The organism is Mycobacterium sp. SMC-16 (assembly GCF_046250085.1).
GTDB lineage: Bacteria > Actinomycetota > Actinomycetes > Mycobacteriales > Mycobacteriaceae > Mycobacterium > Mycobacterium phocaicum.
In genome coordinates this window covers 4,281,864-4,301,990 of record NZ_CP176427.1, presented here as the reverse complement: position 1 = coordinate 4,301,990, position 20,127 = coordinate 4,281,864, and the positions used below count along the sequence as shown (strand labels likewise).

Below are 20,127 nucleotides of genomic sequence, written 5' to 3'. Positions count from 1 at the left end.
GTCTCAGTGACCTAAATCCTCGTAGGTAAGAGCGCCAGCCTCCGACGGAGTTTTGCCTAGCGCAGCCGTAGCCCCCGCGGTGTCCGGGAGAAGCCGGCGTCGGCCAGCGCAGCATGGACCTGGGCCTGCTCGGCGTCAGGGGTGGGGGCCAATACCGGCTGCCCGTTGACCTTCTCGATCAACAGCGACTGCAGCCGCCCCGCGCTCACCAGGTCGGCCAGCGCACCGGCCGCCGCGCGTTGTTGTTCCGGCGTGGCGTCGAACGACAGCAACGACTTTCCGCCCCGTTCCAGGAACCACACCAACTCGCCGTCGACCAACGCCACCAGTGCGCCTGCCTTGCGGCCCGGCCGGTGGCCCGCGACCTCGGGCCAGGGGAGCGCGACGCCGTAGGGATTTCCGGGGTCGGTGGCGGCGAGCACGATGGCGGTGTAGTCGGGGCTGCTCTGGTCGACATTGTCGAGGTAGTTGCGCAGCCGGTCCACCGTTGACGCCACTGCGAACTGTGCACCACCAAGCGATTCGATGAAATACCCGCGCTGGCAGCGGCCGGCTTCCTCGAAAGCCGTCAACACCTTGTACAGCGTGGCGAACCCGCCGGGCAGGCCGTCGGCCGCGCCGCGGGTGACGACGCCGTAGCGGTTCAGCAGCAGCTCGGCCTGAAAGTGCGCCCGCGTCGTGGATTCCGGCTCGGCGGGTGGCAGGGCCGACCACCGGCCGGCGACCGTCGGGTCGACGGTGCGGGTCTGCGGCCGGGCGACGCTGTAGCGGCTGAGCCGGGGCGGGCGCTGCTGCCGTTGCCGGTGCGCACCTCCTGGTTTGCGTCCCGCGTTGCCGAGCAGCGCCCGCACCGGGGCGAAGGTGTCGCCGGTGACCCAGCCGGCCCAGATCAGTTCCCACAGAGCCTGTTTCGTGTCGGTGCCGTCTTCGGCCGCCAGCTGCCGGAAGAAGTACGCCCCACCGCTGCCGAGTGTGTCGAGCAGCTCGCGATGCGTGTCGGTGAACTCGATCTCGGTGCCCGGCGCCAGCGAAAGCGGCGCGGTGTCGGCACGGTGGAACACGACCCAGCCGTCGTTGCTACCGATCTGACCGGCGCCAGACCACATGACCTCACCGGAGGCCAGGAGTTCGTCAAGCATCGCCGGCTGGTAGTCCGAGACCCGCTGGCCGAACACGAGCGGCTCGACCGCCGACGCCGGAATCGGCACGCCGGCAAGCTGTTCGATGACCGAGGCCAGGCCGTCGATGCCGCGGGCGTCGCCGAATTGCTGCCAGGCCGGCAGGAACCGGGCGTATGCGGCGGTGCTCACCGGTTCGATATGGGCCCGCAGCGCGGCCAGCGAACGGCGCCGCAGAATCTTCAGAACCGTGGCGTCACACCACTGTTGGTCGACGCTGTCCGGAAGATCAGTGAATTCACCGCGGATGAGCTTGCCGTCCAACACCATCCGGCTGAGGGCATCTGCAGTCACGCGGTGGCCCAGGCCGAACCGGCTAGCGGCCTGGGTCGTCGTGAACGGCCCGTTGGTCCTGGCGTAGCGGCCGAGCAATTCACCCAGCGGGTCGGACACCGCGGCGGTGAAACTGGCCGGCACGCCGACCGGCACCGCAACGCCGAGCCCGTCGCGCAGCAGACCCATGTCTTCGACCGCGGCCCACCAGCTCTGGCCGGCGAAGGTCACCGAGACGGCGCGCTTGGCGGCCTGTAGCGTGGCGCACCAGGCCTCGACATCGCTTGCGGTGCAACGCTGCCGGAGTTCCTCGGTACTGAGCGGACCGAGCAGTCGCAGGAGGTCGGCGATGCCCTCGGCGTCGCGGGCGGCCCGGTCTTCGGTCAGATGCTGCAACTGACGGATGGTCGACGCCACGACATCGGGATCGAGCAGTTCGCGCAGTTCGACGCGGCCCAGGAGCTCGGCCAGCAGGGTGGCGTCCAATGACAGTGCGGCAGCCCGCCGTTCGGCGAGTGGACTGTCGCCCTCGTACATGAATGCACCGACGTAGCCGAACAGCAGCGAGGCGGCGAACGGTGATGGCGTGGCGGTCTGCACGTCGAGCACCCGGATCCGTCGTTGCGCGACGCGGCGCATCAACTCGATGAGCATCGGGACGTCGTAGACGTCCTGCAGGCACTCGCGCACCGTCTCCAGCACGATCGGGAAATCCGGGTACTTGCGGGCGATGTCCAGCAATTGGGCGGCGCGCTGCCGCTGATGCCACAGCGGCGACCGCTTGCCGGGATGGCGCCGCGGTAGCAGCAGCGCCCGCGCCGCACACTCGCGGAAGCGGGAGGCGAAGAGTGCGGACCCGCCGACCTCGGCGGTGACGATGGGCTCGATCTCATCGGCTTCGAAGACGAAAATGTCCGCGCCGGGCGGATTTTCCCCGGTGTCGGGCAGCCGGAGCACGATGCCGTCGTCGGATGCGGTGGGCTTCTCGTCGATGCCGTACCGCTCCATGATCCTCCGACCGACGGCCAGTGCCAGCGGACCGTGGACCCGCAGCCCGTAGGGGGAGTGCAGGACGATCCGCCAGTCACCGAGCTCGTCGCGGAACCGTTCCACCACGAAGGTGGTGTCGGTGGGCACGGTGCCGGTGGCCTGCCGCTGCTCGTCGAGCAGCTGCCACAGGTTGTCGGTGGCGTAGTCGTTGAACCCCATTGTGCTGCAGTACTCGTCGAATTCGGCGCGCGGCAGTCCAGCGAGCTTTCCGGTGAAGGCGCCGATCGCGGCGCCCAGCTCGGCGGGCCGGCCGACGGCGTCACCGCGCCAGAACGGCAACCGCGCGGGCTGGCCGGGCGCGGGCAGCACCAGCACCCGGTCGTGGGTGATCTCGGTGATGCGCCAGCTGGTAGCGCCGAGGGAGATGACGTCACCGGGCCGCGACTCGTAGACCATCTCCTCATCGAGTTCGCCCACCCGCGAGGGCTTTTCATCGCCGGTGGCCAGGTAGACGGTGAACATGCCGCGGTCCGGGATCGCGCCGCCGGAGGTGACGGCCAGCCGCTGCGCGCCGGGCCGGGCGGTCAGGGTGCCGTTGTCGCGGTCGTAGACCAGACGCGGCCGCAGCTCGGCGAACTCGGTCGACGGGTACTTGCCGGCCAGCAGGTCGAGCGTCGCTTCGAATGCGCTGCGCGGCAAGGCGGCGAACGGTGCGCTGCGGCGGACCGCGTCGAACCAGCGGTCGGCGTCGAGCGGTTCGAGAGCCGCCGCCGCGACCGTGTGCTGGGCCAGCACGTCGAGTGGATTGGTGGGTACCTGCAGCGTCTCGATCTCGCCGGCGCGCATCCGCTGCACGGTGACGGCGCAGTCGATCAGGTCGGTGCGGTGCTTGGGCAGCAGCACGCCCTCGGAGATCTCACCGACCTGGTGGCCGGCGCGGCCGATGCGCTGCAGACCACTGGCCACCGAGGGCGGCGCCTCCACCTGGATGACCAGATCGACGGCGCCCATGTCGATACCGAGCTCCAAGCTCGAGGTGGCGACGACGGCTTTGAGCCGGCCGCTCTTGAGATCCTCTTCGACCTGCGCCCGGGCCTCCTTGCTGACCGAACCATGGTGGGCCTTGGCCAGCAGGCTCGGCGCGCCGAACGTCTGCCCGCTGCCCATGAGGTTGGCCGGCGCGCCCCCGCCGACCTGCGAGTTGCGTTCATTGGGCAACTCGATGCCCGAGCGGGCGGCGTGAATCTCGTTGAGCCGTGCGGTGAGCCGTTCGGCCAGCCGCCGGGAGTTGGCGAAAACCAGCGACGAATTGTGCGACTCGATCAGGTCGACGATGCGTTCCTCGACATCGGGCCAGATGGTGCCGCCGTCGAGGTTGGCCATGTCCGGCACCGGCACCTCGACGCTCAGGTCGAAGGTCTTGGCGGCCGGTGGTTTGACGATGCTGGTGGGCGCGGCCCCCGATAGGAAACGGGCGACTTCCTCGGGCGGCTTGACGGTCGCGGACAGGCCGATCCGCTGGGCCGGCTTGTCGAGCAGCTCGTCGAGACGTTCCAGCGAGAGGGCCAGGTGTGCGCCACGTTTGGTGGCCGCGACGGCGTGCACCTCGTCGACGATGACGGTGCGTACCGTCGCCAGTGTCTCGCGGGCCGCCGACGTCAGCATGAGGAACAGCGACTCGGGAGTGGTGATCAGGATGTCCGGCGGTGTCGCGATCAGTTGGCGGCGCTGCGCCGGGGACGTGTCACCCGACCGCACGCCGACGGTGATCTCGGGTGCCGGTGCCCCGACGCGCTCCGCCACCCGCGTGATGCCGGTGAGTGGCGTCGACAGGTTGCGCTCGACGTCGACCGCGAGGGCCTTCAGCGGCGAGACGTAGAGGACTTTTGTGCCCTTGGCGCCGTTGGTGTTGGCGGGCTCCTGAGCCAGCTGATCGATGGCCCAGAGGAACGCCGCGAGTGTCTTGCCCGACCCGGTGGGCGCGATGACCAGCGTGTTGTGCCCGTCGGCGATGGCCTGCCAGGCCTGCGCCTGGGCCGGGGTGGGCGTGCTGAAGGCAGCCGCGAACCACTCCCGGGTCAGGTCACTGAACCTGTCGAGTGGATTCACGTGTCCATACTGCCTCGCGGCACCGACAAGTTATGCCGGGTCAGGCGAGTCACAGCAGCCACTGTGATCGCTGTGAGAGAACTAATCGCGTCTCGCGCCGCTCGAACGCAACTGGGTGGCGGAAAATCCGCTGATCCACCGCCACCCAGTTGCATTCGAGCCGCCGGCCCGGGATGTCGGTCCGGGCACCCGGGCTGGGCGAGTGCCGGCCTGCGGGGTGGGCCGAGAGCCGATGTGGGACGACTGCGCCTAGCTCAGCCGTTCAGCGTGCGCTGATACCGCCGCATGCCGGCGAGCCACCGGTCATAGTCGGCGCCTTTGTGCCGGTACATCTCCAGGACCTCGGGGTGCGGGAGCACCAGGAACGTCCCGTCCTCGATTGCCTTGACCACGAGGGCGGCGACGTCATCAGGCCCGACGACGTTCCCCGCGTGGGTCACGGCATTGCCGGCCACCCGGATCGCGGCGTCGGGGGAGTCCGTCATGCCGCGTAGCAGGGGCGTGTCGACGCCCATCGGGCACACGCAGCTGACACCGATGCCCTGGTCGCCGTAGGTGATGCTGAGCCACTCCGCGAAGCCGACGGCGGCGTGCTTGGTGACGCTGTAGCCGGCCGCACCGAGCTGGGTGAGCAGGCCGGCGGCCGAGGCCACGGCGACGAAATGCCCGGCGCCGCGCTCGACCCATTCGGGCACAACGGCTTTCGCGGCGCGGATATGCGCGCGCAGATTGATGTCGATGATGCGGTCCCAGGCGGCCTCGTCGTCGCCCAATCCCGGTTCGCCGGTGATGCCGGCGTTGGCGACGTAGATGTCGACGGGTCCGTACGCCTCGCGGGCGGCGTCGAGCAGCGTCGCGATGCCGTCGACCGACGACGCGTCGGCGCCGATGCCGACACCGCCGTAGCCCGCGGCCGTCTCTGCGGCAGCCTCGGCGTTGATGTCGCCGGCCACGACCGACGCGCCCGCGGCGGCCAGTGCCGTCGCGATGGACCTGCCGATACCCGAGCCCGCTCCGGTGACGACGGCCACCGCACCTTCGATCTTCACGGGCTCATGTCTACCTCAACCGAACTGAACCCCTTGCGCCAGCGGCAGCTCGGACGAGTAGTTGACGGTGTTGGTGGCCCGGCGCATGTAGGCCTTCCAGGAATCGGAGCCGGATTCGCGGCCGCCGCCGGTCTGCTTCTCACCGCCGAACGCGCCGCCGATCTCCGCGCCGGACGTGCCGATGTTGACGTTGGCGATGCCGCAGTCCGACCCGTCGGCGGCCATGAAGCGTTCGGCCTCCCGGATGTCGGTGGTGAAGATGGCCGACGAAAGCCCTTGCGGTACCGCGTTGTTGAGGGCGATGGCCTCGTCGAGCGTGTCGTAGGTCAGGACGTACAGGATCGGCGCGAACGTCTCCTGGTGCACGATGGCCGTCTGCCCCGGCATCCGGACCACCGCCGGCGTCACGTAGTACGAGCTGGGGTGCAGTTGAACTCGCTCGCCGCCGGTCACCTCGCCCCCTTCGGCTTGCGCCTGCTCGAGCGCGCCCACCATGTCGCGGTAGGACCGCTCGTGGATCAGCGGCCCGATCAGGGTGCCCTCCGCGGACGGATCGCCGACCGGCAGGCTCTGATACGCGGTGACGATCCGCTGCACCAGTGTGTCCACCACGCTGTGGTGCGCGATGACGCGGCGCAGCGTGGTGCACCGCTGGCCTGCGGTCCCGGCGGCGGCGAACACGATGCCGCGCACCGCGAGATCGAGATCGGCCGACGGCGTGACGATGGTCGCGTTGTTGCCGCCGAGCTCCAGCAGCACCTTGCCGAACCGCTGCGCCACCCGAGGCCCGATCTGCTGACCCATCCGCACCGACCCTGTCGCGCTCACCAGCGCGACGCGGGGATCGTCGACCAGCTGCTCACCGATCTGGCGGCCGCCCAGTACCAACCGGCCGACATCCGCCGGGGCGCCGACGTCGGCCGCGGCGCGCTCCAGCAGCGCCTGGCAGGCGACGGCGGTCAGCGGGGTGAGCTCGGAGGGCTTCCACACCACGGTGTCGCCGCACACCAGCGCGATGGCGGTGTTCCAGGCCCAGACGGCGACGGGGAAATTGAACGCGGTGATGACGCCGACGACCCCGAGCGGGTGCCAGTTCTCCATCAGCCGGTGTCCGGGCCGTTCCGAGGCGATGGTGCGCCCGTAGAGCTGGCGCGAGAGGCCGACCGCGAACTGACAGACGTCGATCATCTCCTGGACCTCACCGAGCGCCTCGGAGGTGATCTTGCCGGCCTCGATGGTCACGAGGGTGCCCAGATCGGCCTTGTGCTCGACGAGCAGTTCACCGAGGCGGGCCACGAGAGCACCGCGCACCGGCGCCGGCGTGGTGCGCCAGGCGACAAAGGCCTGCGCCGCTTCGACGATCGCGGCGTCGGTTTCCTCGGCGCTGCTCTCGGGAAGCGTGAACAGCACCTCACCGGTGATGGGCGTGCTGGCGTGCAGGCCGTGGGCGCCGGGCTCACCCAGGGTGACGTGAGCCCCGACGGCCTGGAGCGCGGTCCGCACGCGGTCACGGAGCTGATCGGCGGTGGGCAAGAGATGATTCTGCACAGAGGTCATGATGCCGCTTTCTCGTAGAGGTCGTAAGGGTCATGGATGTGATGGCTGATGGCGCCGGCCATCCAGGCGAGGCTGTAGTCGCCAGTGTCGTCGGCGGCGGCCGGTTGTGCATCGCGGTCCAGGTTCGACCGGAAGATGCCGGCTGCCGACGCCGGTAAGAAGTCCTCGTAGACAACGGGTTTCGTGGGATCGTCGCCGCGGTAGTAGGCCAGCCCCTGCGCCGCCATCTCGGTGTCGGTGGCGGGGAAGTATCGGTCCCAGTGCTCCTGATCGGCCATCGCGGTGTCGTAGCGCTCCCGGCCGGCGCGGGTCAGCGCCACCCCGCGGGCCTCGACCTCACCGAAGCGCACCCGCAGGCTGCCGTCGAACAGGGTGCCGTCCGCGGCGCGAAACGTGCGTGGCTCGGCCAGGGCCCGAAACGACTTCTGCCGCAACAGGACCGGCGGGCCGTCGGTGGCGGGCGACCCCTGGATCGCGTCGATCATGGTGATGCCGCGGGCCGTCATCCGGCGGTACAGCTCGTCGATGTCGAGCACGCGCGGCGTCAGGTGATTGATGTGGGTGGTGGACACGCCGGCGATGTCCGCGGCGACGGCGGAGACGGCGTTGAGTTCGTCGTACCAGGCCCTGTCGATCGGCGTGCGCGACAACGCGAAGGCCGCGACGGCGCGCCGCACGAAGTCGTCGGCATCGGCTTTGGGGCAACCGTCGGCGGCGATGCGGCGGGCCTGGGCGATCAGTGCCGGGTCGAACAGCTGGCGCTGACCGATGAACCGCTGTACCCGGGCCCGCAGGTCGGGGGAGAAGAAGCGGGCGTCCGCGGTCGCCAGCATCGAGGTGAAGACGCGAAACGGGTTGCGGTCCAGCTCTTCTGCCTCGATGGGACGGAAGGCGGTGGAGACCACGGGCACCGGTGAGGCGGCCTCGCGCAGATCGTAGAACCCGACGGGGTACATGCCGAAGGCCGCGAAAAGGTCTGCGACGTCGGCGAGTTCGGCGGGGCTGCCGACCCTGATGGCGCCGTGACGTTCCGCGGTGACCCGGTCAACGGAGCCGAGCCGACCGTCCGTGGCGCAGTCCCGGTTCACCGCCGTGCTGACCTCGACCAGCGTGGTGTAGGCCGGTACCTCGGTGCCGTACATGTGGGACAGCGCGGCGGCGAACGCGGCACGCAGCTCCCACGTCTGAACCGTCATGGCAACGCCTGCGGGTAGTCTCCGGCCATGGCCGAAGCCGAGCAGCTTGACGATGTCGACCGAATCCTGGTGCGGGAGCTCATGGCCGACGGCCGCGCGACGCTGGCGCACCTCGCGACGGCGGCGGGGCTGTCGGTCTCGGCGGTGCAGTCGCGGGTGCGCAGGCTCGAATCTCGCGGTGTGATCACGGGATACACGGCGCGGATCAACCCCGAGGCCGTCGGCCACATGCTGTCGGCGTTCGTCGCGATCACCCCACTCGATCCTTCCCAACCTGATGATGCCCCGGCGCGGCTGCAGCCTTTCCCGGAAATCGAGTCCTGCCATTCGGTGGCCGGCGAGGAGAGCTACGTCCTGCTGGTGCGGGTCGCCACGGCGCGGGCGCTGGAGGGCCTGCTGCAGCGGATCCGCACGGTCGCCAACGTTCGCACGCGAAGCACCATCATCTTACAGACTTTTTACGATGATCAGGTGTCGCTGCCGGAATAGTTCCTGTTTCGAGTCCATAAAACTGTAAATATTGCGTTAGGATGGCGGCATGACCGCTGTTCTGACTTCTGGTGACGGGCTGTCGGCGGGCCGCGCCCGCGACGTGCGCGACGTGCTGGGGCGCAGCATCCTGACCGACGGTCTGGACCTGGTGCTCGATCTGGACCGCTCGGGCGGTTCATATCTGGTCGACGCGCGCGACGGCACCCGGTACCTCGACATGTTCACGTTCTTCGCGTCGTCGGCACTGGGGATGAACCATCCGGCGCTGACCGATGCGGGCTTCCGTGCCGAACTGGCGCAGGCGGCGGTGAACAAGCCGAGCAACTCCGACGTGTACAGCGTGCCGATGGCGCGCTTCGTGCAGACGTTCGCACGGGTGCTGGGTGACGCGGCGTTGCCGCACCTGTTCTTCGTCGACGGCGGCGCGCTGGCGGTGGAGAACGCGCTGAAGGTCGCCTTCGATTGGAAGAGCCGACTCAATGAATCGCGCGGCATCGACCCGGCGCTGGGCACCCGGGTGCTGCACCTGCGTGGCGCCTTCCACGGCCGCAGCGGCTACACGATGTCGCTGACCAACACCGACCCCAACAAGGTGGCCCGGTTCCCCAAGTTCGACTGGCCGCGCATCGACGCCCCGGTGGTGATGCCGGGCGTGGATATCGTTGCGCTGGAACGGGAATCGCTGCGCCAGGCCAGGTCGGCCTTCGAGGCGTACCCGCACGACATCGCGTGCTTCATCGCCGAGCCGATCCAGGGCGAGGGCGGTGACCGGCACATGCGCCCCGAGTTCTTCGCCGCGATGCGGGAATTGTGCGACGAGTTCGACGCGCTGCTGATCTTCGACGAAGTGCAGACGGGCGTCGGCATGACCGGAACCGCCTGGGCCTACCAGCAACTGGGTGTCACGCCCGATGTGGTGGCGTTCGGCAAAAAGGCGCAGGTGTGCGGCGTGATGGCCGGTGGCCGCGTCGACGACGTCGACGACAACGTCTTCCGCGTCAGCTCACGGATCAACTCCACCTGGGGTGGCAACCTCACCGACATGGTGCGGGCCCGGCGCATCCTCGAGGTCATCGAAGCCGACGGCCTCATCGACAATGCCGTGCGGATGGGCTGGTACCTGGTGGGGCAGTTGCGCTGCCTGGCAAGCGAATTCCCGTCGCTGGTGCTCGACCCGCGCGGGCGCGGGCTGATGTGTGCGTTCAGCATGCCCTCGGCCGCGCAGCGCGACGAGGTGATCCGCCGGCTGTGGCAGCGCCATGTCATCCTGCTGGCCAGTGGCACCGACTCCGTGCGGTTCCGGCCGGCGCTGACGGTGTCGCGGACGGAGATCGACGAGGCCGTCCAGGCAGTGCGGGACGTGTTAGCGGCGCTCTAGGACCTGCTGGCGGATCAAGCCACGCAGCCGGGTCAGCTCGGCGCCGCTGACCAGGGTGCAGTCGTGCAGCTCGGCCAATTTCCTTGCGGCCGGCGTGAAGTCGTTGTTGGTGACCACCATGGTGTGCGCGCAGTCCTGCATGGGTGCGCCGGCGACCACTTCCTGGACGGCGCCGGGGCCGACGGGACGGGACAGCCTTTTGCATTGGATGGCAAGGCGATTGGGCCGCGTGCCGACGATCAGGTCGACACCCCAGTCTCCGGACAGCTCGGTCATGATGACGGGGACGCCACAGGACCGGGCGATCCGGGCGACGTAATCCTCGAATTCGGTGCCGGACATGTCGTGCACCGGGTCTTCGTGGCGGCTCGGGGTGCGCATTCCGGTGACGACGTGCGGGATGGCGGCGAGAAGCAGTGGCACGCCGACGGCCACGGCCAGCGCCGGCTCCCATGTCCAGCCGTGCAGATACGCGGCGCCGCCGGCACACAGTCCTGCCGCGCTCAAGAGTTTCATCCGCACGCCAGGCATCGTAGGGCCGACCCCCGACAGGTCTTTACAGGATGCCGCCAATTTACTACCGTGCGTAGTAGAGGTGATCCGAATGACTGGTGACTCCAGGAATTGGCAACGTAACTTCGATTGGGCCGCAGGGTTTTTGGTCGTCGCGCTGCTGCTGCACGGCGGCGATCACATGCGGCGGGGGATGAACGTCGTCCCGCCGGCGGTGATGGTGGGTGGCACGCTGCAGCTGATCCTCGCGGCGGTCACGATCGTGTTGGTGTTCAGGCGGAACCGGTGGGCACCGCTCGCAGCCGTCGGTATCGGCTACGCCGGTGCGGTGGGTTTCACTGCGGCGCATCTGCTTCCGAAATGGGGATTCTTCAGCGACAGTTTCATCAACGCGCCGCCGTGGGCACGCGTGACGGCGTTCTCGTGGGTGACCGCGATTCTGGAGATCGCCGCCAATCTGGTGTTCGGCACCATCGGTCTGATGCTGGTGCGAGAGCGGCGCGCGACGCCAAGTGCAATCTGAGGGTTGCAGTACGGGTGCATGTGTGCAACTGTGGAGTTGCACATAACGCCACTCGAAGGGGAATCATGGACACGCTCGACATCACCCGGACCATCGACATCAACGCGCCGATCCAGCGGGTCTGGGACGCCCTGACCAAAGCCGAGCTCATCGCGCAATGGTTCGGTGACGCGGCCGAACTCGAGGCGATCCCGGGTGGCACAGGGTTCTTCGGCTGGAATGCCCACGGCAAGTTCCGGGTCGTCGTCGAAAGCGCCGAGGCGCCGCACACGCTCGTCTATCGGTGGGCGCATCGCGAAACGGATGCCGACCCGACCCCGCAGAATTCGACCGTCGTGCGCTTCGACCTCACCGAGATCGACGGCGGCACCCGGCTCGACCTGCGCGAGACGGGCTTCGAGACCCTGGCCGATCCGCAGACGGCGCACGCCGAGAACAGTGGCGGCTGGACTGCCGAGCTCGACGACCTGGTCGCGTACCTGCAGGCGGCGGTGTGACCGACACCCGCATGCCGGCGGTGCTGGCGGTGCTCGCCGACGAGACCCGATGGCGCATCCTTACCGAGTTGAGCGCCGACGATCTGTCGGCGAGCGCCCTGGCGGGCCGACTGCCCGTGAGCCGGCAGGCGATCGCCAAGCATCTGTCGGTGCTGGCCGACGCGGGGCTGGTCGAGCCCGTCAAGGTGGGCCGGGAGATTCGCTACCGCGCGCTGGGGGCCAAGCTCAGCGCTCTGGGAACCGAGCTGGAAACCATTGGCAGACAATGGGATCGGCGTCTGGCTGCGATCAAACGCATCGCCGAGGGTCCACTGGCGCCCTAGCGCCGAACAGGCGCATACTGGGGTTGGCGGTGATATTGATGCTCAGCCCGACAACCGATCGGTTCCGCGACGACGATCCCAGCGTGCATCAGGCCGCGCGATTCGGCCTGGTGATGGGGAGCGTCGGCGTCGGCTTCATGGTGCTGGCGGCCGTGTGGGTCCGGCACTGCAGTGGCTACGACACGGCGGCGTGCAGCATGCCGTACCGCACCGTGCTGGCGCTGGCCGGCCCGCTGTTCCTGTTCGGCAGCGGGGTGTGGGCATTCGTGCGGACCTACCGGGCCTGGCGGGGCGACAAGGTCTGGTGGGCCTGGCAGGGCGCCGGCTGGTTCCTGCTCCTGCTGATGTCCATCGTGCTGACGATGAGCCTGCCGGTGCTGCTGTTCTGAGTTCGGCGGAGCCTAACCGAGCATCGCGGCGGCGAAGCGCCGCACCGATTCGACGCCCGTTGCGGCGGCGTCGTCGAATCCGGCCCGGGTGCGCACGGAAATCTCCCGCGTGGCGGGGTCCAGGGTGATCTCGGCCAGCAGTTCGCCGGTCGTCGGCTCGCAGACCGCCCACGAGTACAACGTGTCGGATTCCCATTGCGCCGTGCGGGTTTGGACGTGATCGGGGGAGTGCTCACCCAGGTCCGCCAGTGACGGCCGGTCATCCATCCGGTCGTCGGCGCGCAAGGCGCGCAGGTACCACGCGCCGGCGTTGATCTCGATAGCTTCCATGATGAAAAAATCCGCCGGGTGGCCAGAGAACTGACCACCCGGCGGATCGAAAGAACTAGTCCTTCAGCTCGGCGATGACGGTGCCCTGCGTGATGGCGGCGCCGGCCTCGACCGACAGGCCGGTCACGGTGCCGTCCTTGTGCGCGGTCACCGGGTTCTCCATCTTCATGGCCTCGAGCACGACGATCAGATCACCCGCGGAGACCTGCTGGCCCTCCTCGACGGCGACCTTCACGACGGTGCCCTGCATCGGCGCGGTGACCGAGTCACCCGAGGCGGCCTTGCCGCCGGCGGCGCCACGCTTACGCGGCTTCGGCTTCTTCTTGATGACGCCGGTGGCCGCGCCACCACCGCCACCACCGATGGCCAGATCGCCGGGCAGCGACACCTCGACGCGACGGCCACCGACCTCGACGACGACCTTCTGACGCGGCGCCGCGTCTTCGTCGTCTAGGGCCTCGCCACCGGTGAACGGCTCGACCGTGTTGTTCCACTCGGTCTCGATCCAGCGGGTGTGCACGTCGAACTTGTCGCCGTCACCGATGAAGGCCGGGTCGGAGACCACAGCGCGGTGGAACGGGATGACTGTGGCCAGACCCTCGACGTTGAACTCCGCCAGCGCACGACGCGAGCGGGCCAGGGCCTCTTCGCGGGTGGCGCCGGTGACGATCAGCTTGGCCAGCATCGAGTCGAACTGACCGCCGATGACCGAACCGCTCTCGACACCGGAGTCCATGCGGACGCCGGGGCCGGTCGGGGCCTCGAACTTGGTGACCGGGCCGGGGGCCGGCAGGAAGCCGCGACCGGCGTCCTCACCGTTGATCCGGAACTCGAACGAGTGGCCACGCGGGGTGGGGTCCTCGGTGATGTCCAGGGCGTCGCCGTTGGCGATCTTGAACTGCTGCAGCACCAGGTCGATGCCCGAGGTCTCCTCGGTGACCGGGTGTTCCACCTGCAGACGGGTGTTGACCTCGAGGAAGCTGATCAGGCCGTCCTGGCCGACCAGGTACTCCACGGTGCCCGCACCGTAGTAGCCGGCTTCCTTGCAGATGCGCTTGGCCGACTCGTGGATCTCCTTGCGCTGCGCGTCGGACAGGAACGGCGCTGGGGCCTCCTCGACGAGCTTCTGGAAGCGGCGCTGCAGAGAGCAGTCGCGGGTACCGGCGACGACGACGTTGCCGTGCGTGTCGGCGATGACCTGAGCCTCGACGTGGCGCGGCTTGTCCAGGTAGCGCTCGACGAAGCACTCGCCACGGCCGAAGGCCGCGACGGCCTCACGGGTGGCCGAGTCGAACAGCTCGGGGATCTCCTCGAGGGTGCGGGCGACCTTCATGCCGCGGCCGCCACCGCCGAAGGCGGCCTTGATGGCGATCGGCAGACCGTGCTCCTTGGCGAACGCCAGGATCTCGTCGGCGTCCTTGACCGGGTCCGGGGTGCCCGGCACCAGCGGTGCGTTGGCCTTGGCGGCGATGTGGCGCGCGGTGACCTTGTCGCCGAGGTCGCGGATGGACTGCGGGCTCGGCCCGATCCAGATCAGCCCGGCGTCGAGGACGGCCTGCGCGAAGTCGGCGTTCTCGGACAGGAAGCCGTAGCCCGGGTGGATGGCGTTGGCGCCCGACTTGGCGGCGGCGTCCAGGATCTTGTCGAAGACGAGGTACGACTCGGCCGAGGTCTGGCCGCCCAGGGCGAAGGCCTCGTCGGCAAGCCGCACGTGCGGCGCATCGGCGTCCGGCTCGGCGTAAACGGCGACGCTGGCCAGTCCGGCGTCCTTGGCAGCCCGGATGACCCGGACGGCAATCTCTCCACGGTTGGCGACTAGCACCTTGGAGATCTTGGAACTGGCGTGGTTGGCCACAGTGCCTCCTGACGGCGGTTCTCTAAGAAATGTCTTTAAGAATGTATCGCGTGCAGTGTAAGGCCTAACCGGCGGATCCCCACTTCGGGAAACGAGGGCGCCGGGACGTTTTCTTAGAGATTGCCCAAGCGACCCGCTTGACCCGCGCTTTCTCACCGAACATCTGCTTGGGTGATACTGGTGCCGCACCGGACCCGCCGGGGAGCCACGAGTAAGGGGACACCGTTGTTCGTCGAGCCGCAGGCCTCAGACCCCGAATTGATCGCGCGCAAGCGGGCGGTCAACCCCAACGTCCGCATCCCACCGAAGATGCAGTGGGTCACCGACGACGACGGCAACATCCTCAAGCACGAACTGCCCGGGGAGACCCTGTGGCACCGGATCCGGGACACCTACGCCGCGCTGTTCTACAGCTCGGTCGTCACCCACATCCCGTTCCACTTCATCCGGCTCGGCTACCTCCGGCTGTTCGGGGCGAAGATCGGCAAGGGCACCGCGATCAACCGCGGCACCAGTGTCTGGTCGATTCCCTATCTGGTGATCGGTGACCGGGTGTCGATCGGCTTCCGCTGCCTGCTGGACGCCCGCGCGGGCATCGCGATCGGCAACGACGTCGTCATCGCCAGCGACACGCACATCATCGCCGGCGGGCACGACATCAATCACCCGAACTTCGTGCCGGCGCCCAACCCGCCCGACCCCATCGTCATCGACGACCACGTGTGGATCGCGACGCGCGCCATGATCCTGCCGTGCCTGCTCGGCCGCGGCGCCGTGGTGGCCGCCCACACCGTCGTGAACAAAGAGGTGCCGCCGTTCGGCATCGTCGGCGGCGTGCCCGGCAAGATCATCGGGCAGCGCAACCCGGACGCGCTGCACTACAGCGGCAAGTTCAAGCTGCCGTTCTTCTGAGCCGATCCGGATCAAGCGTCGCGCAGGCGGCGCTTGATGCGCGTCAGCATCGCCGACATGCCCCGCAGGCGCAGCGGGCTGATCAGCTTGGCCAGCCCCAGGTCGGCATAGAAGTCGTCGGGCACCGCGAGGATGTCCGACGCCGGCAGGCCGTCCAGACCGGCCGCCAGGATGGCCGCGAAACCCCGCGTCGTCGGGGCTTCGGCCGGCGCACTGAAGAACAACCGCACGTGCTCGGGGTCTGCGGCGTCGACGTGCAGGAACAACGGCGACTGGCACTCCGGCACCGGCTCCATCGCGGCTTCTTCGAGCGACGACGGCAACGGCGGGAGTTCATTCGCGAACTCCAGCAGCAGTGCCAGCTTGTCCTGTCCCTGCATCTCGGAGAACTCCGACACGACCTCGGCCAGTGCCGCGGGCATGGTCACGAAGGCGCGTCCCCCGGTTCCTCACCAACGGCGACGGGCACCCGCACCGCGTTGCCCCACTCGGTCCACGAACCGTCGTAATTGCGGACCGCGGGCAGGCCGATCAGGTGCGTCAGCACGAACCAGGTGTGGCTGGAGCGCTCGCCGATGCGGCAGTACGCGACGGCCTTGTCGTCGGGAGAGATGAAGCCGTACAGCTCGTCGAGTTCGGCGCGACTGCGGAACCGGCCGCTGTCGTCGACGGCCTTTGCCCACGGGATGGACCGCGCGGTGGGGATGTGACCGCCGCGCAGCGCACCCTCCTCCGGGTAGTCGGGCATGTGGGTGCGCTCGCCGGTGTACTCCTGCGGCGAGCGGACGTCGATCAGCGGCTCTTTGCCGAGGATCGCGAGGACGTCGTCCTTGAAGGCGCGGATCGGGGCGTCGTTGCGCTCGACCACCGGGTACCCCGTGGTCTGCTTGCTCGGGACGTCCAGCGTGGTGTCCCGGCCGTTGGTGATCCACAGATCGCGGCCACCGTCGAGCAGGCGCACATCAGGGTGCCCGAAGAGCGTGAAAACCCACAGCGCGTAGGCCGCCCACCAGTTGCTCTTGTCGCCGTAGATCACCACGGTGTCGTCCCGGCTGATGCCCTTGCGATCCATCAGTGCGGCGAACTGCGCGCCGTCGATGTAATCGCGGACATGCGGGTCGTTGAGGTCGGTATGCCAGTCGATCTTCACCGCGCCGGGGATGTGGCCGGTGTCGTACAACAGGACGTCCTCGTCGGATTCGACGATGGCCAGACCCGGGCGTCCGATGTTGCCGGACAGCCAGTCGGCGGTCACCAGCCGATCGGGATGCGCGTAGGTGGCGAAAGCGGGATGTGGGTCTGCAGGCAGCGGCACACTGGAAGCGTACCTAGGCCCGAAATGCGCCGCAGACCCGTAAGGTCGAAACTTGTTTGCGCGACAGCTGCTGCGGTATGAAAACAGCCGTCTCCCACAGGGCTGACTGGAGGGATTGAGGATTTGCCAGAGAAATACGACGTCGGAATCATCGGCCTGGGATATGTGGGGCTGACGCTGGCCACCGTGCTGGCTGAGGCCGGCAACTCCGTCATCGGAATCGAGACCCGTCAGGAATTGGTCGACATGACCAATCAGGGTTTGCCGCATTTCACCGAGACCGGCCTGCCCGACGCCCTCGAGGGCGTCACCCGATTCGGGAAACTGAAGGCCGTCACCGCATTTGACGACAGCTTCTCGTGCGACACGTACATCATCACCGTCGGCACGCCGTTGTCGGCGGACGGTGTCGCGCGCGTCGACATGATCGAGGCCGCGGCCCGCGACATCGCCGGAAACATGCAGGACGGCGCGCTGGTCATCCTGCGGTCGACGGTCAAGGTCGGCACCACCCGCGACGTGGTGGCACCGATGCTGGCCGCCAGCGGCAAGAGCTTCGACATCGCCATGTGCCCCGAGCGCACCCTGGAAGGCAAGGCGCTGCAGGAACTGCGCGAGCTGCCGCAGATCGTCGGCGCCGACGATCCGGCCGTCGCCGACCGGGCGGCCGCGGTATTCCGAAAACTCACCAGCTCGATCGTGCTGGTCTCCGATATCGAGACCGCCGAGATCATCAAATTGGTGAGCAATACGTTCCGCGATGTTCAGTTCGCGTTTGCCAACGAGGTCGCCCGGATTTGCGACGCATTCGGCGTCAGCGCCTATGAGGTGATCTCGGCGGGCAAACTCGGATACAACCGCACCAATATCCCGTTGCCGGGTCTGGTCGGCGGGCCGTGCCTGGAGAAGGACCCGCACATCCTGATGGAGAGCGTCCGCGAGCGCGGCGTCACCCTCGACATCACCGCCGCCGGCCGCCTGGTCAACGAGCGGCAGCCCGCCGAGACGGTGCGGTTCATCAGCAGCGAGATCGCGCGCCGGAAGCTGGGCGCCGACGGGCCGCTGAAGATCAACCTGCTGGGCATGGCGTTCAAGGGCCAGCCCGAGACCAGTGACCTGCGCGGGTCGATGTCCATCAAGGTTTTCAACGAGCTGAAGGCCGCGCACCCGGATGCCGAGATCGGTGTCTACGACCCGGTCACGCCGAATGACGTTCTGGCCGAGGCCTTTCCGGGGCACAAGGTGTACAACCGGTTCGGTGACGCGGTGAGCGGCGCGGATGTCGTCGTCCTCGGCAACAACCACCCGTCGCTCGGCACCATCTCGCCGCGCACCATCAGCGAGTTCATCAGCCCCGACGGTTTCGTCTTCGACTACTGGAACCACTACAGCCACCTGCCGGCCACCGAACTGGGCGACAGCTACTTCGCGGTGGGCCGCAGCGGAAAGGTCGTCGAGCGTGTCTAAGCGGGTCGTGGTCACCGGTGGTGGCGGATTCATCGGCGCCTACCTGGTCAAGCGGCTGGTGCGGGACGGCTGGCAGGTCGCGGTGGTGGACTCCATGGTCCGCGGCGATGCCAGCAGATTCGCCGAAGTCGCCTCGGACGTAGAGCTTTTCACGTGCGACGTCCGCGATCAGGACGCCCTCGAGAAGGCATTCGCCGGCGCCGAGGTGGTCATGCACCTGGCCGCCATCAACGGCACCCAGAACTTCTACACCCAACCGGAACTGGTGCTCGAGGTCGGCATGCTGGGCGCGCTGGCGGTCGTCAACGCGGGCCGCAACGCCGGTGTGCCGGATCTGGTGGTGGCGTCCACGGCCGAGGTCTATCAGACACCGTCGATCATCCCGACGCCCGAGACCATCCCGCTGATGCTGCCCGACAGCCTCAACCCCCGGTACTCCTACGGCGGCGGCAAGATCGCCAGTGAACTGATCGCCTTCAACTACGGTCAGGAGCACTACCGCCAGGTGCAGATCTTCCGGCCGCACAACATCTACGGGCCGAACATGGGCTGGAAGCACGTCGAGCCGCAATTCATCCTGCGGGCGCTGGGCTGCCAGGAGCGCGGTGATGCGGTGTTCCCGATCCAGGGTGACGGCACGGAGACCCGGTCCTTCTGCTACGTCGACGACTGTGTCGACGGCATCATGACGATGTACGAAAAAGGCGGGCACCGCGAGATTTACCACATCGGCAGTGACGTGGAGATGTCGATCCGTGAGCTGGCCGACCGCATCGGCGCCATCGTCGGCGTCGCGTTGGACGTCCAGCCCGGCGAGTCGCCCGCCGGGCAGACGAAGCGGCGCTGCCCCGACATCACGAAGATGGGCAAGCTGGGCTGGACGCCGCAGATCGCCCTGGACGACGGGCTGGCGCGCACCGTGGCCTGGTACCGCGAGCACCGAAATGACGTGCCCGCAAACGACCTGATGTAGCCGGGCACAATAGCGGGTATGAGGGCGCGCATCCTGGCACTGGTCGTCATCGCTGGGCTGCTGCTGACGGGCCTCGCGGCGCTGGTCTACAGCCTCACCCGTCCGGAACCGGAAGCGGTCCAGGCCAAGCCGTCGGCGCAGTTGCCGATGGTGGACAAGGCGTCGCTGGAGCGGGCGATCCACGATGCCTTCACGAGCCAGCCGCCGCAGGCGGTGATCTGTGAGCGCGGCCTCATCGCCCGGGTCGGGCAGAGCACGCGGTGTGACGTCACCATGTCACCGGCCTACGGGATTCAGCCGACCATCACGGTGTCCGGCGTCGACAACGGCAAGGTCAGCTATTCGATGACCCCCGCGGTTTCCAAGACCCAGTTGGAGGCGGCGGTGGCGGACATGGTGACCCGTGCGCGCAAGGCCGCCCCGGATTCCGTCGTGTGCCAGTCGGGGCTCGAGGGCAAGCAGGGTGCGGTGGCGTTGTGCGACATCACCGATGACGGATTCACCAGCCGACGTACCGCACTGGTGAGCGAAGTGTCCGGCCTCGCAATGAATTACGGCCTGACACCGGTGCTGGAGAAGTCGGTGGCGGAGAGTTCGCTTGCGACGCAACTGGGTCAGAGCCCCAGCACGGTCAAGTGCGACGGAGACGTCGACAGCAAGGTCGGCGCGACACAGCGGTGCACCGCGCTCGTCGGCGGCCAGAACCGCGCCTACACGCTGACGGTCACCGACGTCGCCGACGGCAAGGTGTCGTTCAGCTACAAGCCCACCGGCTGAGCAGACCCATCCGCCGGCCGGTTGGCTCCGA

General features: G+C 68.2%; 19 protein-coding genes. 10 read left to right on the top strand and 9 right to left on the bottom strand.

What is annotated here, in order from left to right; all coding sequences use genetic code 11:
- Window positions 1–56: 56 nt before the first annotated feature.
- From ACJEIK_RS20815 to ACJEIK_RS20800, 4 genes are all read right to left on the bottom strand, one after another.
- Entirely contained in the window at window positions 57–4,550 is a 4,494-nt protein-coding gene (locus ACJEIK_RS20815; protein WP_409430210.1) for an ATP-dependent helicase, read from the bottom strand.
- Between the two features lie 254 nt (window positions 4,551–4,804).
- Window positions 4,805–5,599, bottom strand: coding sequence for an SDR family oxidoreductase (locus ACJEIK_RS20810; protein ID WP_409430209.1), 795 nt, complete (start codon window positions 5,597–5,599; stop codon window positions 4,805–4,807).
- A 15-nt stretch (window positions 5,600–5,614) separates the two neighbouring features.
- Entirely contained in the window at window positions 5,615–7,156 is a 1,542-nt protein-coding gene (locus ACJEIK_RS20805) for an aldehyde dehydrogenase family protein (protein ID WP_409430208.1), read from the bottom strand.
- Complete coding sequence (locus ACJEIK_RS20800; RefSeq protein ID WP_409430207.1) at window positions 7,153–8,352, bottom strand: 2-oxoadipate dioxygenase/decarboxylase family protein; 1,200 nt, start codon at window positions 8,350–8,352, stop codon at window positions 7,153–7,155. Before ACJEIK_RS20800 ends, ACJEIK_RS20805 begins: the two co-directional genes overlap by 4 nt.
- Before the next feature lie 27 nt (window positions 8,353–8,379).
- Here ACJEIK_RS20800 and ACJEIK_RS20795 point away from each other — a divergent pair, with 27 nt between their 5' ends.
- A complete protein-coding gene (locus ACJEIK_RS20795) occupies window positions 8,380–8,841 on the top strand; it encodes an Lrp/AsnC family transcriptional regulator (RefSeq protein WP_061003377.1) in 462 nt (153 codons plus the stop codon).
- Window positions 8,842–8,890: 49 nt separating this feature from the next.
- Window positions 8,891–10,222 (top strand): L-lysine 6-transaminase, encoded by a 1,332-nt coding sequence (gene lat / locus ACJEIK_RS20790; RefSeq protein ID WP_409430206.1) that lies wholly within the window; start codon window positions 8,891–8,893, stop codon window positions 10,220–10,222.
- Here lat and ACJEIK_RS20785 read toward each other — a convergent pair.
- Window positions 10,208–10,753 carry a restriction endonuclease gene (locus ACJEIK_RS20785; RefSeq protein ID WP_061003374.1) on the bottom strand — a complete coding sequence of 182 codons (546 nt, stop codon included), beginning with the start codon at window positions 10,751–10,753 and terminating at the stop codon, window positions 10,208–10,210. The genes lat and ACJEIK_RS20785 overlap by 15 nt on opposite strands.
- A 73-nt stretch (window positions 10,754–10,826) precedes the next feature.
- On the opposite strand from ACJEIK_RS20785, the gene ACJEIK_RS20780 reads away from it, so the two are divergent.
- From ACJEIK_RS20780 to ACJEIK_RS20765, 4 genes are all read left to right on the top strand, one after another.
- Window positions 10,827–11,258 (top strand): hypothetical protein, encoded by a 432-nt coding sequence (locus ACJEIK_RS20780; RefSeq protein ID WP_409430205.1) that lies wholly within the window; start codon window positions 10,827–10,829, stop codon window positions 11,256–11,258.
- Window positions 11,259–11,323: 65 nt separating this feature from the next.
- Window positions 11,324–11,755, top strand: a complete 432-nt coding sequence (locus ACJEIK_RS20775; protein ID WP_267323745.1) for an SRPBCC family protein — start codon at window positions 11,324–11,326, stop codon at window positions 11,753–11,755.
- Window positions 11,756–11,766: 11 nt separating this feature from the next.
- On the top strand, window positions 11,767–12,078 hold the full coding sequence (locus ACJEIK_RS20770; RefSeq protein ID WP_409431735.1) for an ArsR/SmtB family transcription factor: 312 nt from the start codon (window positions 11,767–11,769) through the stop codon (window positions 12,076–12,078).
- 38 nt (window positions 12,079–12,116) lie between these two features.
- Complete coding sequence (locus ACJEIK_RS20765; RefSeq protein WP_133426942.1) at window positions 12,117–12,467, top strand: hypothetical protein; 351 nt, start codon at window positions 12,117–12,119, stop codon at window positions 12,465–12,467.
- A gap of 12 nt (window positions 12,468–12,479) precedes the next feature.
- On the opposite strand, the gene ACJEIK_RS20760 is transcribed toward ACJEIK_RS20765, so the two are convergent.
- Together ACJEIK_RS20760 and ACJEIK_RS20755 are read right to left on the bottom strand one after the other, a co-directional pair.
- The gene (locus tag ACJEIK_RS20760; RefSeq protein WP_409430204.1) at window positions 12,480–12,797 is read right to left on the bottom strand and encodes a hypothetical protein; all 318 of its coding nucleotides are present in this window, start codon (window positions 12,795–12,797) and stop codon (window positions 12,480–12,482) included.
- A gap of 55 nt (window positions 12,798–12,852) precedes the next feature.
- Entirely contained in the window at window positions 12,853–14,652 is a 1,800-nt protein-coding gene (locus ACJEIK_RS20755) for an acetyl/propionyl/methylcrotonyl-CoA carboxylase subunit alpha (RefSeq protein ID WP_135355369.1), read from the bottom strand.
- A gap of 180 nt (window positions 14,653–14,832) precedes the next feature.
- On the opposite strand from ACJEIK_RS20755, the gene ACJEIK_RS20750 reads away from it, so the two are divergent.
- The gene (locus tag ACJEIK_RS20750; RefSeq protein WP_306307974.1) at window positions 14,833–15,564 is read left to right on the top strand and encodes an acyltransferase; all 732 of its coding nucleotides are present in this window, start codon (window positions 14,833–14,835) and stop codon (window positions 15,562–15,564) included.
- Window positions 15,565–15,575: 11 nt separating this feature from the next.
- Here the strand turns inward: ACJEIK_RS20750 and ACJEIK_RS20745 are convergent, their stop codons facing one another.
- Both ACJEIK_RS20745 and ACJEIK_RS20740 read right to left on the bottom strand, forming a co-directional pair.
- Entirely contained in the window at window positions 15,576–15,986 is a 411-nt protein-coding gene (locus ACJEIK_RS20745) for a SufE family protein (RefSeq protein WP_064858493.1), read from the bottom strand.
- A 2-nt stretch (window positions 15,987–15,988) separates the two neighbouring features.
- Window positions 15,989–16,879: a sulfurtransferase gene (locus ACJEIK_RS20740; protein WP_064858492.1), complete on the bottom strand. Its 891-nt coding sequence runs from the start codon at window positions 16,877–16,879 to the stop codon at window positions 15,989–15,991.
- 123 nt (window positions 16,880–17,002) lie between these two features.
- Here ACJEIK_RS20740 and ACJEIK_RS20735 point away from each other — a divergent pair, with 123 nt between their 5' ends.
- From ACJEIK_RS20735 to ACJEIK_RS20725, 3 genes are read left to right on the top strand one after another with little or no spacing between them, the layout of a single operon-like run.
- Window positions 17,003–18,346, top strand: coding sequence for a nucleotide sugar dehydrogenase (locus tag ACJEIK_RS20735; RefSeq protein ID WP_061004685.1), 1,344 nt, complete (start codon window positions 17,003–17,005; stop codon window positions 18,344–18,346).
- On the top strand, window positions 18,339–19,319 hold the full coding sequence (locus ACJEIK_RS20730) for an NAD(P)-dependent oxidoreductase (protein WP_167526439.1): 981 nt from the start codon (window positions 18,339–18,341) through the stop codon (window positions 19,317–19,319). Before ACJEIK_RS20735 ends, ACJEIK_RS20730 begins: the two co-directional genes overlap by 8 nt.
- A gap of 18 nt (window positions 19,320–19,337) precedes the next feature.
- Complete coding sequence (locus tag ACJEIK_RS20725; RefSeq protein ID WP_138250092.1) at window positions 19,338–20,096, top strand: DUF4333 domain-containing protein; 759 nt, start codon at window positions 19,338–19,340, stop codon at window positions 20,094–20,096.
- Window positions 20,097–20,127: the final 31 nt, after the last annotated feature.

Bases quoted from the DNA above. Each gene is read 5' to 3' on its own strand.
- ACJEIK_RS20760 (WP_409430204.1), bottom strand. From the start codon at position 12,797: ATGGAAGCTATCGAGATCAACGCCGGCGCGTGGTACCTGCGCGCCTTG.
- ACJEIK_RS20785 (WP_061003374.1), bottom strand. From the start codon at position 10,753: ATGCCTGGCGTGCGGATGAAACTCTTGAGCGCGGCAGGACTGTGTGCC.
- lat (WP_409430206.1), top strand. From the start codon at position 8,891: ATGACCGCTGTTCTGACTTCTGGTGACGGGCTGTCGGCGGGCCGCGCC.
- ACJEIK_RS20770 (WP_409431735.1), top strand. From the start codon at position 11,767: ATGCCGGCGGTGCTGGCGGTGCTCGCCGACGAGACCCGATGGCGCATC.
- ACJEIK_RS20780 (WP_409430205.1), top strand. From the start codon at position 10,827: ATGACTGGTGACTCCAGGAATTGGCAACGTAACTTCGATTGGGCCGCA.
- ACJEIK_RS20725 (WP_138250092.1), top strand. From the start codon at position 19,338: ATGAGGGCGCGCATCCTGGCACTGGTCGTCATCGCTGGGCTGCTGCTG.
- ACJEIK_RS20745 (WP_064858493.1), bottom strand. From the start codon at position 15,986: ATGCCCGCGGCACTGGCCGAGGTCGTGTCGGAGTTCTCCGAGATGCAG.
- ACJEIK_RS20805 (WP_409430208.1), bottom strand. From the start codon at position 7,156: ATGACCTCTGTGCAGAATCATCTCTTGCCCACCGCCGATCAGCTCCGT.
- ACJEIK_RS20800 (WP_409430207.1), bottom strand. From the start codon at position 8,352: ATGACGGTTCAGACGTGGGAGCTGCGTGCCGCGTTCGCCGCCGCGCTG.
- ACJEIK_RS20795 (WP_061003377.1), top strand. From the start codon at position 8,380: ATGGCCGAAGCCGAGCAGCTTGACGATGTCGACCGAATCCTGGTGCGG.
- ACJEIK_RS20775 (WP_267323745.1), top strand. From the start codon at position 11,324: ATGGACACGCTCGACATCACCCGGACCATCGACATCAACGCGCCGATC.
- ACJEIK_RS20765 (WP_133426942.1), top strand. From the start codon at position 12,117: ATGCTCAGCCCGACAACCGATCGGTTCCGCGACGACGATCCCAGCGTG.